The 16,991-nt window shown below is 67.5% G+C and carries 15 protein-coding genes; 7 read left to right on the forward strand and 8 right to left on the reverse strand.

The window, feature by feature from the left end; translation table 11 throughout:
* Positions 1 to 3: 3 nt before the first annotated feature.
* The 5 genes from AT699_RS04835 to AT699_RS04855 are packed head-to-tail and all read right to left on the reverse strand — an operon-like array spanning position 4 to position 6,613.
* Positions 4 to 495 (reverse strand): aromatic-ring-hydroxylating dioxygenase subunit beta, encoded by a 492-nt coding sequence (locus AT699_RS04835; protein ID WP_006388956.1) that lies wholly within the window; start codon positions 493 to 495, stop codon positions 4 to 6.
* Positions 492 to 1,805: an aromatic ring-hydroxylating dioxygenase subunit alpha gene (locus AT699_RS04840; protein WP_024067845.1), complete on the reverse strand. Its 1,314-nt coding sequence runs from the start codon at positions 1,803 to 1,805 to the stop codon at positions 492 to 494. Before AT699_RS04840 ends, AT699_RS04835 begins: the two co-directional genes overlap by 4 nt.
* 26 nt (positions 1,806 to 1,831) lie before the next feature.
* Positions 1,832 to 2,809 carry a PDR/VanB family oxidoreductase gene (locus AT699_RS04845; RefSeq protein ID WP_024067846.1) on the reverse strand — a complete coding sequence of 326 codons (978 nt, stop codon included), beginning with the start codon at positions 2,807 to 2,809 and terminating at the stop codon, positions 1,832 to 1,834.
* 22 nt (positions 2,810 to 2,831) lie between these two features.
* On the reverse strand, positions 2,832 to 4,376 hold the full coding sequence (locus AT699_RS04850) for an indolepyruvate oxidoreductase subunit beta family protein (RefSeq protein WP_024067847.1): 1,545 nt from the start codon (positions 4,374 to 4,376) through the stop codon (positions 2,832 to 2,834).
* Positions 4,377 to 4,387: 11 nt separating this feature from the next.
* On the reverse strand, positions 4,388 to 6,613 hold the full coding sequence (locus tag AT699_RS04855; protein ID WP_006388960.1) for an indolepyruvate ferredoxin oxidoreductase subunit alpha: 2,226 nt from the start codon (positions 6,611 to 6,613) through the stop codon (positions 4,388 to 4,390).
* 371 nt (positions 6,614 to 6,984) lie between these two features.
* Here AT699_RS04855 and AT699_RS04860 point away from each other — a divergent pair, with 371 nt between their 5' ends.
* The 6 genes from AT699_RS04860 to AT699_RS04885 all read left to right on the forward strand — a co-directional run bounded on the left by AT699_RS04860 (position 6,985) and on the right by AT699_RS04885 (position 13,223).
* A complete protein-coding gene (locus tag AT699_RS04860) occupies positions 6,985 to 7,476 on the forward strand; it encodes a MarR family winged helix-turn-helix transcriptional regulator (RefSeq protein ID WP_035183977.1) in 492 nt (163 codons plus the stop codon).
* Positions 7,477 to 7,701: 225 nt separating this feature from the next.
* A complete protein-coding gene (locus tag AT699_RS04865; protein ID WP_006388962.1) occupies positions 7,702 to 9,273 on the forward strand; it encodes an ABC transporter substrate-binding protein in 1,572 nt (523 codons plus the stop codon).
* Between the two features lie 63 nt (positions 9,274 to 9,336).
* Positions 9,337 to 10,326: an ABC transporter permease gene (locus tag AT699_RS04870; protein WP_006388963.1), complete on the forward strand. Its 990-nt coding sequence runs from the start codon at positions 9,337 to 9,339 to the stop codon at positions 10,324 to 10,326.
* Positions 10,326 to 11,240 (forward strand): ABC transporter permease, encoded by a 915-nt coding sequence (locus AT699_RS04875; protein WP_006388964.1) that lies wholly within the window; start codon positions 10,326 to 10,328, stop codon positions 11,238 to 11,240. Before AT699_RS04870 ends, AT699_RS04875 begins: the two co-directional genes overlap by 1 nt.
* A 10-nt stretch (positions 11,241 to 11,250) precedes the next feature.
* Positions 11,251 to 12,231: an ABC transporter ATP-binding protein gene (locus AT699_RS04880; protein WP_024067849.1), complete on the forward strand. Its 981-nt coding sequence runs from the start codon at positions 11,251 to 11,253 to the stop codon at positions 12,229 to 12,231.
* Positions 12,228 to 13,223 carry an ABC transporter ATP-binding protein gene (locus tag AT699_RS04885; RefSeq protein ID WP_024067850.1) on the forward strand — a complete coding sequence of 332 codons (996 nt, stop codon included), beginning with the start codon at positions 12,228 to 12,230 and terminating at the stop codon, positions 13,221 to 13,223. Before AT699_RS04880 ends, AT699_RS04885 begins: the two co-directional genes overlap by 4 nt.
* Positions 13,224 to 13,713: 490 nt before the next feature.
* On the opposite strand, the gene AT699_RS04890 is transcribed toward AT699_RS04885, so the two are convergent.
* Positions 13,714 to 14,235 carry a hypothetical protein gene (locus AT699_RS04890; RefSeq protein WP_024067851.1) on the reverse strand — a complete coding sequence of 174 codons (522 nt, stop codon included), beginning with the start codon at positions 14,233 to 14,235 and terminating at the stop codon, positions 13,714 to 13,716.
* Between the two features lie 110 nt (positions 14,236 to 14,345).
* Positions 14,346 to 15,134 (reverse strand): AraC family transcriptional regulator, encoded by a 789-nt coding sequence (locus AT699_RS04895; protein ID WP_024067852.1) that lies wholly within the window; start codon positions 15,132 to 15,134, stop codon positions 14,346 to 14,348.
* A 98-nt stretch (positions 15,135 to 15,232) separates the two neighbouring features.
* Here AT699_RS04895 and AT699_RS04900 point away from each other — a divergent pair, with 98 nt between their 5' ends.
* Positions 15,233 to 16,159 (forward strand): DMT family transporter, encoded by a 927-nt coding sequence (locus tag AT699_RS04900; RefSeq protein WP_020924995.1) that lies wholly within the window; start codon positions 15,233 to 15,235, stop codon positions 16,157 to 16,159.
* Positions 16,160 to 16,171: 12 nt separating this feature from the next.
* Here the strand turns inward: AT699_RS04900 and AT699_RS04905 are convergent, their stop codons facing one another.
* A complete protein-coding gene (locus AT699_RS04905) occupies positions 16,172 to 16,990 on the reverse strand; it encodes an AAC(3) family N-acetyltransferase (protein ID WP_058207221.1) in 819 nt (272 codons plus the stop codon).
* Position 16,991 lies beyond the last annotated feature (1 nt).

Below are 16,991 nucleotides of genomic sequence, written 5' to 3' on the forward strand. Positions count from 1 at the left end.
CTCCTACATGAACAATTGGATGTTGCCGAATGCGGCGTCGCAGTTCACCAGGTCGACGCGCTTGAGGCGGATGCGCAGCGCGCCGTCCTGCTCGACCAGATGATGCGTGGCCCAGCCGGCGTACAGGGTCTGCGCGTCCTGGCGCGTTTCGACGTAGTGGAAGGCGGTGCGCACCACATGGCGACCCTGCCCGGGCGCCGAGTCGGGATGGTCGCGTTCGACCGTGGGCGCCTGTAGCAGGTGATGGCAACGGCTCTTGGGTTGCTGCGAGAAGGTGCGCTGGCCCGCCAGGCGCTCGACCCGCACGCGCAGCAGCAGCTTGTCCTCGTACATCAGCGAGGCGTGCAGGCGGGCGTCGGTCTGGCCGTGGGCCAGCGGCATCCAGTAGTGGCCGTCCTCGGTGTACAGATCCAGCCAGTCCTCGAAGCGCAGCTCGTCGAGCAGGCGCGCCTCGGCGTAGACGAAATCGATCAGGTCGCGGTCGCTCAAGCTCATGCCTGCTCCGTCATGTAGCGGCCCCATGCGCGGTACTGGTTGCGCATCTGCCATTCGTTGGTGCCGTTGGTGGTGACGTTCTTCTGGCCGAGCTCGGCCGGGTCGTACAGGCGGCCGACGTTGACCCAGTCGCGGGCGCGCGATTGCAGGCCGTCCTGGGCGCGCTCGTACATCTCCAGGTCGTCATGGCCGACCACCGAGGTGGGCGCGTTGATCAGGCGGTTGTACATGAGGGTGCGTTCCAGCAGCAGGTCGGGCGCGCCGACCAGGCGGAAGGTCCACGACTCCACCAGGGTGCGGTCGGCGGCGATCGGCTTGAACACGCGCAGGGTCTGGATCGGGCCCTTGACCATGATGTTGGGGAAGTACACGGTGTTGTGGCGCACGTCGCCCAGGATCTGGCGGGCGCGCTCCTCGCCGTAGGCGGCGACCATCGACTCCCAGTAACCCGGAATGCCCGAATAGGCGGCGTGGATCGAATCGGACACGCCGGTGTGTCCGTGGCCGTTTTCCCAGACGCGGATGCCCATGTTCTCGAAGAACTCATAGGGCGAGATGAACGGCGCGAACAGTTCCACCGCCATCGGCTTGGGCGTGCCGGCCGGGGCCTGTTCCCACACCTTCACCGCCGTGCCGGCCGATGATTCGTGCGCCACCATCGGGTGGCAGGTGTCGGTCTGGTTGTCGACCAGCATCTTCCAGTTGCAGCGGTGCATGTAGCGCAGCACGCCGCCGGCAACTTCCAGCCGGCCCTCGGGCGAGCGGTCGACCATGTTGTCCAGCGTCGACAGCGCGTCGCCGAAGAAGTCCTCGAACGACTGGCCGACGGGATTCAGGCGGCAGAACACGAAGCCGCGGTGGTTGCGCACGTCTTTCACCGCCGCCATGCCCTGGCTGGCCTCGCACTGCTCCAGGCCGGTGTTCTCATAGCCCTTTTTCAGCGGGATCGACAGCAGGCTGCCGTCGGTCTTGAAGGTCCAGGCGTGATAGGGACAGCGGAAGAACTTGCCGGTGTTGCCGCAGGCGTCGCCCGCCACCATGGTGCCCTTGTGCGGACAGCGGTTGTGCAGCACGCGCACCGAGCGGTCGCTGTGGCGCACCATCACCACCGGCTGGTTGCCGACGGTGGTGGTGATGTAGTCGCCGGGGTTGGGCACCTGGCTGTCGTGGCCGACGTAGACCCAGGTGTTGGCGTACAGCCGTTCCATCTCCAGGTCGAACAGTTCATCGTCGATGAACAGGTCCTTGTGCACCTCGGTCTCGCGCAGCAAGGCGCGGATGGCATCGGGGTTGTCGCGGTATTTGACCATCGTGGTCTCCTCTTCTCGCGCCCGGCCTACAGGTCCAGCACCAGGCGCGCCGACTTGGCGCGCGAGATACAGATCTGGATGATCTTGCCGCTGGCTTTCTCGGTATCCGACAGGTAGTAATCGCGGTGGTCCGGCTCGCCTTCCAGCACGGTGGCTTGGCAAACGCCGCATTCGCCGCGCTTGCAGTCGTACATCGGGTCGCAGCCTTCTTCTTCCATCACCTCGACGATGGTCTTGTCGGCGGGAATGGTCAGCACCCGGCCGGACTGGCGCAGCTCGACCTCGAAGGGCTGGTCGCCGGCCTGCGGCGCGGCGCTGGTGAACAGTTCGAAATGGATGTGGGCGTCGGGCCAGTGGCGCGCGCGCGCTTCCTGGATGACGGCGTCTATCAGGCCCTTGGGACCGCAGACGTACAGATGCTGGCGTGGACTGGCGGCGTCCAGCAGCGCCTTCAGGTCGAAGCGGCAGGAGGGATCATCGTCGGCGTGCAGCACCAGCGCGTCGCCGGCCAGCGCCTGCAGTTCCGGCAGGAAGGCCAGTTGGTCGCGGCTGCGGCCGCTGTAGTGCAGTTCGAAGGCGCGGTTGGCGGACTTGAGCGCCGCCGCCATCGACGCCACCGGCGTGATGCCGATGCCGCCGGCGATCAGCACCACCGGCTCGTCGCCGGCCGGGCCCTCGTGCAGCGGGAAATCGTTCTTTGGCCCTTCGACGCTGAGCGTGTCGCCCACTGCCAGGCCATGCATGTGGCGCGAGCCGCCCGCGCTGGCTTCTTCCAGCCGCACGCCCAGGCGGTATTCGACGGGTTCGGCGAAGCGGCCGGCTTCCGGCGCCAGTTGCACCAGCGAGTAGCAGCGCGGTTCGCGCAGGCCCGGCACGCTGACCTTCAGGTGGGCGCCGGGGCCGAAGGCGGGCAGGGCGCCGCCGTCTTCGCGCGCCAGGCGCAGCGAGCGGATCAGCGGCGATTCCTGCCGGACTTCACGGACGATGAGTTTCAGGGTTTGCACGGCGTTCGTCTCTATCTCGATGTCAGGCGGCCAGTTTCTCGGCCAGTTGGCGTTCCATGGGGCCGCATTTCTCGTCGGCCAGCGCGGCCTGGCGCAAGGCGCGCAGCGAAGCCGCCGCGTCGGGCCGGCCGGCCAGCTTGGCGGCGGCCGCGATCAGCTGGCGGTACTTGCCGCCGCCGCGCGCGTGGGTGTCGCTGTAGCCCTTGACCAGGCGGCGGCAGTTCACCGTCTCGACCGCCAGGTCGTAGTCGCGTGGCGCCAGGTCGGCGATCAGGTCCAGCCATTGCGTCAGGCCTTCGGATTCGATCTGGTGGCGCAGCGTGCGGCGCCGAAAGCGGCGCATGCCGGCCAGCGCATACAGCATCAGAAAGCCGCCCAGCGTGCCGCTCTGCATGCGGCGGCCCTTGCCCAGGCGGCGTTCGACGAAGCCGCCGAAGGCCTTCGACCGTTCCAGCCAGCGGCCCAGCCCGGCCGGCAACGTGCCGCAGATCTCTTCCAGCCGCGGGTGCATGAATTCGGTGGTGTAGACCAGCTGATCCGGCTTGGCGCCGACTTCGGCGCGCACCCGCTCGAAGCGGCTGCCTCGCGTCTTCAGGTCGGCCACGCGGATCACGTCGTCATAGGCCATGGCGGTGGCCAGGTAGCGCGCGGCGGCACAGGTCAGCGCCCATTGCTTCGATTCGCCACCGTGGCGCGCGTCCAGTTCGCGGATCGCGGCCATGCGGGCCAGGTAGTCCTCGGCGTATGCCAGGTCCTGGAATTCGATCTGGCGGCGCGCGCCGGCCGTCAGCATCGGCTGCGCACAGGCGGGAAAGTCGCGGGTGATGCGGTCGAGCAAGGCTTGCGCTCTCGGGCTGGCGGCGCGCTCGGGCACGACAGGGACCGGGCGCGCCAGATCGATCGCGGCCGGTTGCGCGGGCGCCTGGTCGGCGGCCTCGAAGCCCAGCGCGAAGGCGCGCAGGCTGGCGTCCACGCCGACGCCGGCGCGGCGCACGGTGGCCTCGAAGTCGTCGCGCGAGAACGGCAGCGCGCCGCTGCCGGCCACGGCGCCGAACAGGCTGGCGCTGATGACGCTGCCGGCGCGGTCGGCCAGGTCCTGCAGGTCGAAGCAGAGGAAGCGGCGGGCCGCCGCGCGGCCGGCCTCCAGCACCTTGTTGGGATCGGCGATGCCGTTGCCGGGGGCCGATTTTTCGCTGACCGCGTAGCTGCGGTGCGACGAGGCGATCAGCACGCTGCGGTCGGGCGTCACCAGCCCGCGCTGGATGGCGCGGCCGCCTTCCATCAGCTCGGCCGCCACCACCAGGTCGACGTCGCCCGGGGTGGGCATCAGCGCCAGCGCCGGCGGGCGGCCGGCGCGCGTCACGTCGGACTCGGGCAGCAGTTCCAGGTAATAGATGGTGGCGCCGGTGCGCTGCGCCACGCCTGGCACCGAGGTGGTCTGGGCCCACCAGCCGGCGTGCTCGGCCATGTCGACGATCCAGTCGGCCAGCACGCCGCCGCCCTGGCCGCCCATGGCCAGGATGGCGATCTTGATGGGAGTGCCTTGCTGCAATGCCACCGGGTTCATGGGGCGGGTCCTCACAGGGCGAATTTGGCCAGGCGCGCTTCGCGGCGGCGCTGCAGGTAGCCGATCACGCCCTGGCGCAGGCGCGCCAGGAAACGGTCGCGGCCGCTGGGGTTGTGGACGATGTCGGCGCGGTAGAACGACGGGCACAGCACGGCGGCGTGCGCCACTTCGCCGCAGTTGCCGCAGCCGACGCAGCTGCTCTCCACGTGGGCCACCGGATCTTCCTTGAGCGGATCGCCGCTGTCTTTGACCGTCAGCGACGGGCAGCCGGACAGCCGGATACAGGCATGGTCGCCGGTACAGACGTCGGGGTCGACGCCGAAGCGTTCCTTGACCACGCGCTTGCCCGCCTTGACCGCCTGGTTGAACAGCGGCTTGATGCGGCGCTGCTTGTTCAGCATGCATTCCGACTGGGCGATGATGACCTTGGGGCCCTTGACGTCGGTGGTCAGCGCTTCCTCGATGGTGGCGCGCACCTTGGCGACGTCATAGGTGCGGTCCAGCGTGCGCACCCACTTCACGCCCACGCCGCGCACGGCCTGGTCGATGGGATTGTTGGTGGAGCGGTCCGGATTCTCGGCGCGCGAGGACAGGATGTCCTGGCCGCCGGTGGCCGAGGCGTAGAAGTTGTCGACGATGACGATGACGCCGTCGTACTTGTTGAACACCGCGTTGCCGATGCCCGAGGCCAGGCCGTTGTGCCAGAAGCCGCCGTCGCCCATGATCGAGATGGGCCGCTTGGCCGCCGGCACGTTGAAGGCCGCGGCGCTCGATGCGCCCAGGCCGTAGCCCATGGTGGTCGCGCCCAGGTTGAACGGCGGCAAAATCGAGAACAGGTGGCAGCCGATGTCGCAGGAAATGTGGTGCTGGCCCAGCGTTTCCTGCGCCAGCGTCAGGGCCGAGAAGATCGGCCGTTCCGGACAGCCGGTACAGAAGCCGGCCGGGCGCGGCGGCACCACCGCGGCGAGTTCGGCGACGTGCTTGTGGAAGGTGATGGGCTGTTCGGCCGGCCGCGGCGCGGGCTTGGGCCGCGTGATCTCGGTGACCTGCAACGTCGTTTCCGCCGCGGCGCTGTCGGCGGCCACGGCGGGATGGGTCTGCAGCGATTCGGGGCGCTCGCGCTTGAGGAATTCGCGCAGGCCGTCGCGCATCACCTGGGTGGTGTATTCGCCGGCCATCGGCAGCACGTCCTTGCCGGACAGCTTCGTATCGACGCCGGCCTTGCGCAGCACCGCGTGCAGGGCCTGTTCCAGGTAATCGGGCTGGCCTTCCTCGAGCAGCAGCACGGCGCGCTTGCCGCGGCAAAAGTCGATGACCTCGTCTTCGATGACAGGGTAGGCCACGTTCATCACATACAGCGGAATGCGGCTGTTGCCGAAGTTGTCCGCCAGGCCCAGCAGTTGCAGGGCGCGGATCACGCCGTTGTACAGGCCGCCCTGCAGGATCAGGCCGATGTCGTCCTGGTCGCCGTCGAAGTGCTCGTTGAGCTTGTGTTCCTTGATATAGCGGATGGCGGCGGGCCAGCGCTCCTTGATCTTTTCCTGCTCGTGCAGGAACGAGGCCGGCGGCAGCACGATGCGGCTGGTGTCGCGCGCCGGGCTTTCCAGCGCCTGGGCCAGCGAGAACGCCGGCCGCTGGTTGTCCTTGGCGATGAAGCGGCCGTGCACGTGGCAGCCGCGGATGCGCAGTTGCAGCATCACCGGCGTCTTGCTGGCTTCCGACAGCGCGAAGCCGTCTTCCACCGCCTTGACCATGCTTTCCAGGTTGGGACGCGGATCGAGCAGCCAGATCTGCGACTTCATGGCGAACGCGTGCGAGCGTTCCTGCATGATGGACGAGCCTTCGCCGTAGTCCTCGCCGACGATGACCAGCGCGCCGCCGGTGACGCCGCCCGATGCCAGGTTGGCCAGCGCGTCGGAGGCGACGTTGGTGCCGACGGTGGATTTCCAGGTGACCGCGCCGCGGATCGGGTACATGACCGAGGCGGCCAGCGTGGCGGCGGCAGTGGCCTCGGAGGCGCTGGCCTCGAAGTGCACGCCGAGTTCCTGCAGGATGTCGTTGGCGTCGGCCAGCACGTCCATCAGGTGCGAGATGGGCGAGCCCTGGTAGCCCGCGACGTAGCCCACCCCGGATTGCAGCAGCGCCTTGGTGACCGCGAGGATGCCCTCGCCGCGGAACTCTTCGCCAGCGCCGATGCGCAACTGCTGGACTTCTTTCTTGAAAGACCTTTCAGCCATCTCGAACTCCTCCACGCGGACCGGCATCCGGGTCCCGAAGCCATGCTGCTGCGCAGCACGCCCATGTCACGAAATTTCGCTCTGAAAAATACTTTAGGAGTCAACGTTTTAGCTGTCAACAAAAAAGATGAAATTTCATGGAATCAAAAAAATATCACGCTAAAACAAGGGTGTATATACTGGTTGTTCTCTATCCGAAGGGCCGGGAAAAGGCGCTTTGATGGTGCAAAAACGGGTTGCGATTCGGGGTATACCCTGTGCTGCGCAACAGCATTGCGCCGCGTCATGGCGCAGGCCGGCGCCAACGTGGTGCAATGCGCCTGCCGGCCTCGGGTCGCCTATTCAATATTGATGCGTGGGAGCAGAACAACATGCGGTCGGACAAGCACGGCGATACCCTGGCCGGCGGCGCGCGGTTCGTCGACGACTACCTGGCCTACCTGCTGGCGCAGGCCAGCCAGCGCATTTCGGCGGAGTTCCACCAGCAGGTGAAGGCGGCCGGCCTGTCGGTCACCGAATGGCGGGTGCTGGCCAGCCTGGAAGGCAGCGCGGGCGAGACCATCGGCGACCTGGCGGTGCTGGCCATCACCAAGCAGCCGACGCTGAGCAAGGTGGTGCAGCGCATGGAGGCCGAAGGGCTGGTGGCGCGCAACGGGGTGCGCGCCGACCGGCGCCAGACCCGGGTCTGCATCACCACCAAGGGCCGTAACCTCATTGCCGCGCTGTGCGAGCAGGCGAAGCAGCACCAGAAGGCGGTGCTGGCCCCTTTCGGCGAAGAAAAGGCCGCCCTGCTGATTGACATGCTGCGGGTGCTGATGACCGAGCATGTGCCGCTCGACCTGCCGCTGGAGGCCGACGAGTAGGGCGGCACCGGCCGCCAGGGGCCGAGCCCTTGATGAGGCGCGTTGCGGTCGGGTGAACACCGTTTACATCAAGAGAACAGCGATTTTTTTGTCATATTTTTATACGTCCCTAAATAGGTTCTCCCTGGGAAAACCCCCTCCGGTACGCATAAACCCTTAATTGACGCGGGTCTTGGCGCTAGGCAATATCGCGCCGGTATTCAGACTACAGTCAGGAGTTGAACCATGCGCCGCACTTTGATTGCCATCGCGATCGCCGCCGCCGTGGCCGTGCCCTCGATCGGGCAGGCCAAGACCTTCCGTTGGGCCGCCCAGGGCGACATCCTCACCTTCGATCCGCACTCGCAGAACGAAGGCATGACGATCGCCGCCAACAGCTATGTCTATGAACCGCTGGTGGACTACGACAAGGACTTCAAGGTGGTGCCGCGCCTGGCAACCGAATGGCAGCAGGTTTCGCCCACGCTGTACCGCTTCAAGCTGCGTCCCGGCGTCAAGTTCCACGACGGCGCCGCCTTCACGGCCGACGACGTGGTGTTCTCGGTGCATCGCGCCATGGCGCCCACCTCGAACTACAAGGCCTACACCACCGGCATCAAGGAAGCGCGCAAGATCGACGACCTGACGGTCGAGATCGAGACCACGGCGCCCAACCCGGTGCTGCTGCGCCAGCTGCCCAACGTGTTCATCATGAACAAGGCCTGGTCGGAGAAGAACAACATCGCCAAGCCGCAGGACTTCGTCAACAAGGAAGAGACCTACGGCGCGCGCAACACCAACGGCACCGGCCCGTACAAGCTGAAGTCGCGCGAAGTCGACGTGCGCACCGTGTTCGAAGAAAACAAGGACTGGTGGAACAAGGCCGGCAAGGTCGGCAACGTGACCGAAGTGGTGTTCACGCCGATCAAGCAGAACGCCACGCGCACCGCGGCGCTGCTGTCCGGCGAGATCGACTTCGTGCTCGACCCGGCCGCGCAGGATCTGGACCGCCTGCGCCAGTCGGCCAAGGTGGTCGAGGGCAACGAGTACCGCACCATCTACCTGGGCCTGGACCAGAAGCGTCCCGAGCTGCAGTATTCCAACATCAAGGGCAAGAACCCGTTCCAGGACATCCGCGTGCGCGAGGCGCTGTACCGCGCCATCGACGTCGACGCCATCAAGCGCGCCGTGATGCGCGGCCTGTCGGCGCCCACCGGCACCATGATCGCGCCGCAGGTCCACGGCTGGACCGAGTCGCTGCACAAGCGCGTGCCCTACGATCCCGAAAAGGCCCGCGCCCTGCTCAAGGAAGCCGGCTACGACGGCACCCTGAACTTCACGCTCGACTGTCCCAACAACCGCTACATCAACGACGAAGCCATCTGCCAGGCCGTGGTCGGCATGTGGGCCAAGGTGGGCGTGAAGGCGACCATGAACGCCATGCCGCGTTCGACCTACTTCCCCAAGGTGCAGAGCTCCGACACCAGCGCCTACCTGTTCGGCTGGGGCGTGCCCACGTTCGACGCCATGTACACGCTGCAGAACCTGATCCGCACCAAGGGCGAGGGCGCGGACGGCATGTACAACCTGGGCAACTACAGCAACAAGGAACTGGACGCGATCATCGACCGCATCAAGACCGAAACCGACGCGGCCAAGCGCGACGCCGACATCCACAAGGTGCTGGAAGTGCATGCCAAGGAATTCGGCCACATCCCGCTGCACGACCAGGTCATTCCCTGGGCCATGCGCAAGAACGTGTCGGTGATCCACCGCGCGGACAACCGCCTCGTTGCCGACTGGGTCAAGGTCGACTGACCCCGCCCCGGCTAACCAGACAGCGAAGCCCCGCGGGGCTTCGCCGTTTTGCCTTTCCCGCCTATGTTTGCTTTCATACTGCGTCGCCTGTTGCAGGCCGTAGCGGTGATGCTCACCGTCGCGCTACTGGCCTTCGTGCTTTTCCAATACGTCGGCGACCCTGTCACCATCATGCTGGGGCAGGACGCCACCGATGCCGAGCGCATCGAGCTGCGTGAGCGCCTGGGGCTGAACGAGCCCGCCATCGTCCAGTTCGGCCATTTCGTGGCCAACGCCGCGCAGGGCAATTTCGGCATTTCCCTGCGCCAGAGCGAACCGGTCTCGAGCCTGCTCAAGTCGCGCCTGCCGGCCACGCTGGAGCTGTCCCTGGTGGCGGCCCTGCTGGCGCTGGTGGTGGGCGTGCCGCTGGGCGTGTACACCGCGCTCAAGCGCAACAGCCTGCTGTCGCAGCTGCTGCTGGCCGGTTCGCTGCTGGGCGTGTCGTTGCCGACCTTCCTGATCGGCATCCTGCTGATCCTGGTGTTCTCGGTGCAACTGGGCTGGCTGCCCAGTTACGGCCGTGGCGACACCGTGGCGCTGGGCTGGTGGACCTCGGGCCTGTTCACCGCCAATGGCTGGAAGCACCTGATCCTGCCGTCGATCACGCTGTCGCTGTTCCAGATGACGCTGGTGCTGCGGCTGGTGCGCTCCGAAATGCTGGAGGTGCTGCGTTCGGACTACATCAAGTTCGCCCGCGCCCGCGGCCTGAAGCGGCGCGCCATCCATTTCGGCCACGCGCTCAAGAACACCATGGTGCCCGTCATCACCATCACCGGCCTGCAGCTGGGCGGCATCATCGCCTTCGCCATCGTGACCGAGACGGTGTTCCAGTGGCCCGGCATGGGGCTGCTGTTCATCCAGGCGGTGCAATTCGCCGACGTGCCGGTGATGGCCGCGTACCTGTGCCTGATCGCGCTGGTGTTCGTGGTGATCAACCTGATCGTCGATCTTCTGTATTTTGTCGTGGACCCGCGCCTGCGCTCCGGGCTGACCCGCGGCGGAGGTGGCCACTGATGCGCGCCGTTCTGAAACGCTGGTGGGACAGCGACATTGCCTGGGCCTGGCGCCGGGCGCCCGTGGCTATCGTCGCCACCGTCATGCTGGCGCTGCTGCTGATCGGTTCCTTCGGCGCCGGCTGGGTGGCGCCGCACAATCCGTTCGACCTGACCAAGGTCGAGCTGCTGGACGCGTTGTTGCCGCCGGCCTGGTCGCCCAACGGCCAGTCGACCTATCTGCTGGGCACCGACAGCCAGGGCCGCGACCTGTATTCGGCGATCCTGTACGGCACCCGCGTGTCGCTGCTGATCGGCCTGGCCTCGGTGCTGCTGTCGATGCTGATCGGCATCGTGCTGGGGCTGATCTCGGGCTACGCCGGCGGACGCATCGATGCCTTCATCATGCGCATCGCCGACGTGCAACTGTCGTTCCCGGCGATCCTGATCGCGCTGCTGATCGATGGCGTGGCGCGCGCGGCGGTGCCGCGCGAGCTGCACGAGATCATCGCGTTCCCGGTGCTGATCGGCGCCATCGCGCTGGCCGGCTGGCCGCAGTACGCGCGCACGGTGCGCGGTTCGACCCTGGTGGAAAAGAACCGCGAATACGTGCAGGCGGCGCGCGTGATCGGCGTGGCTTCGCCCGTCATCATGTTCCGCCACGTGCTGCCCAACGTGCTGGGGCCGGTGCTGGTGCTGGCCACCGTGCACCTGGCGACCGCCATCATCACCGAGGCGACGCTGTCGTTCCTGGGGGTTGGGGTGCCGCCGACGGCGCCGTCGCTGGGCACGCTGATCCGCATCGGCAACGATTTCCTGTTTTCCGGCGAATGGTGGATCACCATCTTCCCGGGCGCGGCGCTGGTGCTGCTGGTGCTGTCGGTCAACCTGCTGGGCGACTGGCTGCGCGACGCATTGAATCCACGCCTGAATTAGAGATATACCCATGAGCGCATTACTTGAAGTCCGCAATCTGCGCGTCGAGTTTCCGACGCGCCGCGGCACGCTACGCGCCCTGGACGACGTGTCCTTTTCGATCCAGGCGGGCGAAGTCCTGGGCGTGGTGGGGGAATCGGGCGCCGGCAAGTCGCTGACCGGCGCGTCGATCATCGGCCTGCTGGAACCGCCTGGCCGCATCGCGGCCGGCGAGATCCTGCTGGCGGGCCGGCGTATCGACAACCTGCCCGACGAGCAGATGCGCCGCGTGCGCGGCCGCGAGATCGGCGCGGTGTTCCAGGATCCGCTGACCTCCCTGAATCCGCTGTACACGGTGGGCCGGCAACTGGCCGAGACCATCGTGACGCATCTGGACATGAGCTGGTCGCAGGCGCGCAACCGCGCGGTCGAGCTGCTGGCGGCCACCGGCATCCCGGCGGCGCGCGAGCGTATCGATCATTACCCGCACCAGTTCTCGGGCGGCATGCGGCAGCGTGTGGTGATCGCGCTGGCGCTGGCGGCCGAGCCGAAATTGGTGGTGGCGGACGAGCCGACCACGGCGCTGGACGTGTCGATCCAGGCGCAGATCATCGAGCTGCTCAAGCGCCTGTGCCGCGAGCAGGGCACGGCGGTGATGCTGATCACGCACGACATGGGCGTGATCGCGGAAACGGCGGACCGGGTGGCGGTGATGTACGCGGGACGCGTGGCCGAGATCGGCCCCGTGCGCGACGTCATCCACCAGCCGCGCCATCCGTACACGATGGGGCTGATGGGATCGATCCCGTCGCTGCAAGGGCATGCCGAGCGGCTGGTGCAGATCGATGGCAGCATGCCGCGCCTGAACGCGATTCCGCCGGGCTGTGCCTTCAATCCGCGTTGCGGCCGGCGCCTGCCGCGCTGCGGCCAGGACCGGCCCGAACTGATGCCGGCGGGCACGTCCCGCGCGGCCTGTTGGTTGCATGAAAACGAAGTCGAGGTGACGCCATGAGCACGCCGTTGGTGGAAGTGAAGGACGCGGCGCGCTGGTTCGATGTGTCGCCGCCCTGGCTGGAGCGCAAGCTGGCGGGCAAGCCGCGGGTGATGCTGCGCGCGGTGGACGGCGTGTCGTTCGAGATCAATCGGGGCGAGACACTGGCGCTGGTGGGCGAGTCGGGCTGCGGCAAGTCGACGGTGGCGCGCATGCTGGTGGGGCTGTATGGGCTGACGCGTGGCGACATCCGTTTCGACGGCCAGCCGCTGTCGCGCATGTCGGAGCCGGGCGGGCGCGAGCTGCGCAAGCGGCTGCAGATGATTTTCCAGGATCCGTACGCGAGCCTGAATCCGCGCTGGCGCGTCGGCCGCATCATTGCCGAGCCGATGCTGACGCATACGAAAATGACGCCGGCCGAGCGCACGGCGCGGGTCGGCGATCTGCTCAGGCAGGTGGGGCTGGATCCGGCCGACCAGAGCCGTTATCCGCACCAGTTCTCGGGCGGGCAGCGCCAGCGCATTTCGATCGCGCGGGCGCTGGCGGTGAATCCGGAGTTCCTGGTGTGCGATGAGCCGACCTCGGCGCTGGATGTGTCGGTGCAGGCGCAGGTGCTGAACCTGATGAAGGACCTGCAGCGCGAGCTGGGGCTGACCTATCTGTTCATTTCGCACAATCTGGCGGTGGTGCATCACGTGGCCGATCGGGTCGGGGTGATGTATCTGGGGCGGATGGTGGAGGTGGCGCCGCGCGACGAGCTGTTCGCGCGGCCGCGGCATCCGTATACGCGGATGCTGCTGGCGGCGATTCCGGATATCGATGGGACCGGGAAGCCGCGCACTGCGGTGGCGGGGGAAGTGCCGAATCCGTTGAATCCGCCGTCGGGGTGCACGTTTCATCCTCGGTGTCCGCATGCGAATGAGCGGTGCAGGGGGGAGGCGCCTGTGGCTCGGGTGGCGGGAGTGGCGGTGGTGGCTTGCCATGCGGTGGAGGAGGGGCGGATTGCGGGGTGATCTTTTGCTTGCTGGCCTTGTAAGGGGTTCTTGAGGCGTCTGCCGCGGCGCGGGGCGGGGTGCGCGGGGCTACGATTGCGGTCCGGAGCCTTCGCTCCGGACTACCCCTTCCTCATCTTCGTCCAGGCCTTCGGCCTTCCCTTCAGATTCCGTCGGGCGCATCTACACGCCCCGCGCACCCCGCCCCGCGCCGCGACAGACTCGCGTCGGCGACTCATGACGGGCGCTTGGGAGAGTGGTGTGCTTGGCGTTTTTGCCGACACTGTCGTGAGGGAGGAGCGTCTTGCGGGGCTGCTGCAACGGGGCCGCGCGGGCGGCCCGTTGCAGCGTCTGAGGGGTGGGGCGTCGAGGTGGTGCTGGCTTGCTCGCTTGCCCGCTTTTTTGGCGGGGCGGTGTCGCGGGAGAGTGGTTTTGGCAAAGGGCTTCTTTTGGGAAGCCCTTTTTGCTTGGTGGCGGGCGGCTCATTGGGGCCTGCCGCCCGCCTGCTGGTTCAGTGGCGATGACCCGGATCGTTGTGGTCGTGAGCGTGGTCGTGGGCGTCGTCCTCGTCCTCGTCGTCTTCTTCCTCGTCTTCCTCATCCGGGTCGGGCAGGGGTTCCTCGGTCAGGGCGAAGGGCAGGACATCTTCCAGGTTGTCGGACCAGGCGGATTCCTCGCCGTCGTGGTCGAGCTTGATGAAGCGTTCGCCTTCGTTCAGCGAGATCTGGATGGCCCAGAGGTAGAGGCAGTCGTAGGTGTCGTCGCCGCTCTGGGGCAGGCCGCCGCGGTTGCCGAGCAGGCGGGCGCCGGGGCCGCCCAGCTGGACGTGGGTCTGGTCTTCGTCGGGTTCGGCGTTTTCGTCGATGGGCACGCCGTAGGTGACCCATTCGGTGCCTTCTTCGCCCAGCACGACTTCGGCCAGGACGGGCTTGCCCAGGTAGGCGCTGAGGGCGTCGGCGGTCTTGGCGAGCATGTCCAGTTCGGTCGCGCTGAAGTGGGTCAGGGAAGGCGGGGGCGTGGCGGAGGCGGACATGGGGGTTCCTGGCGCGATGATGCCGCGGGGACGGCGTTACGAAAAAAATGCAGACGCTATTGTCTCGCGATCGCGCGCGGCGTGCATCGGGCGCTTGGATTACGCGCGTTTCAGGCGGGCGCGGCGGCGCGCTTGCGGGCGCTGTCGGGGGACTGGCCGGTCAGGCGCTGGAACATGGCGATGAAGGCGGACGGCGTGCTGTAGCCGAGTTCGCGCGATACGGCCTGTACCGGTTGGCCGGCGTCGAGCATTTCCAGCGCACTGACCACGCGCAAGCGTTGGCGCCATTCGTTGAACGACATGCCCAGGTGTTGCTGGCAGTGGCGCAGCAGGGTGCGTTCGGTGATGCCGGCGGTGGCGGCCCAGTAGGCGGCGCCGCGCTTGTCGCCAGGCTGGCGTTGCAGGGCGGTCAGGATGGGGGCCAGCACGGGTTCGGTCGCGGACGGCAGGTAGCTGGCGTAGGCGGGGGCGACGCGGATCTGGTCGATGACCACTTGCGCCAGGCGCCGGTCTTCCGGCGTATCTGGATAGGCGATGCCGCGCCGTTCGAAGTCGGCCAGAATGGCGCGCATGACGGGACTGATCCCCAGCGTGCAAGGCCTGGCGGGCAGGTCGGCGCAGGCGGCGGCCGGAATGTCGATGCAGGCGTAGTGCACTTCCCCCTGGTTCTGGCAGCAGTGCGAGACGCGCGGCGGTATCCAGATGGCGTATTGGGGCGGCGACAGGTAGGTGCTGTCCTCGATGCCGATTTCCATGATGCCGGACAGGGCGAAATTCAGTTCGCCCCAGGGCGAGCTGTGGCGCTGGACGCGCGAGTGCGGCAGGAAGTGCAGGATACGGCAGGCCAGCGGATAGGGCCGGCCCGGGCCAAGGCTGGGCGGCGATACGGCGAGGTCCATGTCCGAAGTTCACTGGCGTTTGTCGGTTTTTCATTATATACATCAAGTCGGACAAATCCTACACTGGCCAGCCGTAATCCTGTTTTGGCAGTTGTTCCATGACGCGCGCAGATGCTTCGCCCACCCCGGCTCGCTATTTGTTGTTCCCGCTGCTGGCGGCTTTGATCTGGTCGGTCAACATGATCGTGACCAAGATGGCGGCCGGCGTGATCGCGCCGGCCGCCATCGGCTTTTACCGCTGGGCGCTGGCCGGGCTGCTGCTGACGCCGTTCGCGCTGCCGGCCGCCTGGCGCCAGCGGCGCGCGCTGTGGCCTTACCTGCCCAAGTTCGCGGTGCTGGGCGGCCTGGGCATGGCGCTGTACCAGGGCCTGGCCTATGTGGCGGCCAGCAGCACCACCGCCACCAACATGGGCATCATCACCGCGATGATTCCGTTGCTGACGATCGCGGTCGGCGCCGTGGTGTTGCGCGAGCGTCCCTCCCTGATGGCGCTGCTGGGCGGCCTGCTGTCGCTGGCGGGGCTGGCGTTGCTGATCGGCGAAGGCGATCCGGCGCGCCTGCTGTCGGTGGGCGCGAACCATGGCGACGTGCTGATGGGCGTGGCCGCGCTGGCCTATGCGTTGTACGGCGTGCTGCTGCGGCGCTGGGGCCTGCCGGCCGGACCGTGGGTGTCGCTGTACGTGCAGGTGGCGTTCGGCGTGCTGTTCCAGTTGCCCACCTTCCTGATGGCGCCGGCCTCGCCGCTCAATGCCGAGAACCTGCCGCTGGTGCTGTATGCGGGCCTGTTCCCGTCGCTGTTCGCGCCGTTCCTGTGGATGCAGGGCGTGCGCCACCTGGGGCCGGCCCGCGCCAGCGTGTTCCTGAACCTGATGCCGGTGGCCACGGTGGCGATCGCGGCGTTGTTCCTGGACGAGAAACCGCACCTGTTCCACATCGTTGGCGGCGCGATGGCGCTGGCCGGCGTGATGCTGGCGCAGATGCGCGCGCCATTCGCCGGCGCGCGCCGCGCGCGGGTTGCCTCGTAGGGGCTTTCCGCTTCAGCCCGGCGCGGGCTGGCCTTGCCAGTAGCGCGCGGCGTGTTCGACGGCGACCCGCGCTGACACGCGCAGGCCGTGGCCCGCGCCGAGCGGGAAGCGCCGCGCCAGTCCGGCGTCGATCAACGACTGGCCGACCGGCAGGAAATGATCGGAGTCGAGCAAGGCGGGCTGATCATATCGCTTCCAGACACGCCGGCCGTGCTCGATGATGGGCGAGGCTTCGGGCTGGCGCGGCCGCGCCGGCCAGGCGCGTTGTTCGGCCAGGTGCAGCATGGTGCAGACATCGAAGCCGACGCCCAGCAACAGGATCTCGGCGTCGGCGCGCAACAGCTTGGCCAGCGGCGAGGTTTCGCCCAGCGGGTCCTCCAGTTGGTGGCCGGCGGTCAGCGTTTGGGCGCCGGCGCCGACGGCCGCGAACGAACAGGTGGGATGCAGGCTGCGCACGGCGCCGGGCCAGGTGCGGAACAGTTCGGCCACCGCGCCCATGCCACGCGTGGGCGTGATGGCGGGATCGTAGGCCGGCATGTGCTCGTACAGGGTGTCCAGCCAGGCGGCCGGCACCGGCGGCGCCTGCCATTGCGCGGGATCGGTCAGGTCGGAGGAGTGCGCCGGCATCGCCACCAGGCCGTCGGAACCGACGCAATCGAGCAAGGCGTGGATCAGCGCCACGGGACCGCCCGCGATCCAGCCCAGGGCGCGCAGCGAGGTGTGCACGAGCACCGTGGCGCCGGGGCGCAGGCCGCCCTCGCGCAATTGCGCCGCGAGGCTGTCGCGGGTGGCGGGAAACGGGGTACGGGCCAGCAGGTCGGCTTCGGTCATC

Source organism: Achromobacter xylosoxidans (genome assembly GCF_001457475.1).
Taxonomy (GTDB): domain Bacteria; phylum Pseudomonadota; class Gammaproteobacteria; order Burkholderiales; family Burkholderiaceae_B; genus Achromobacter; species Achromobacter xylosoxidans.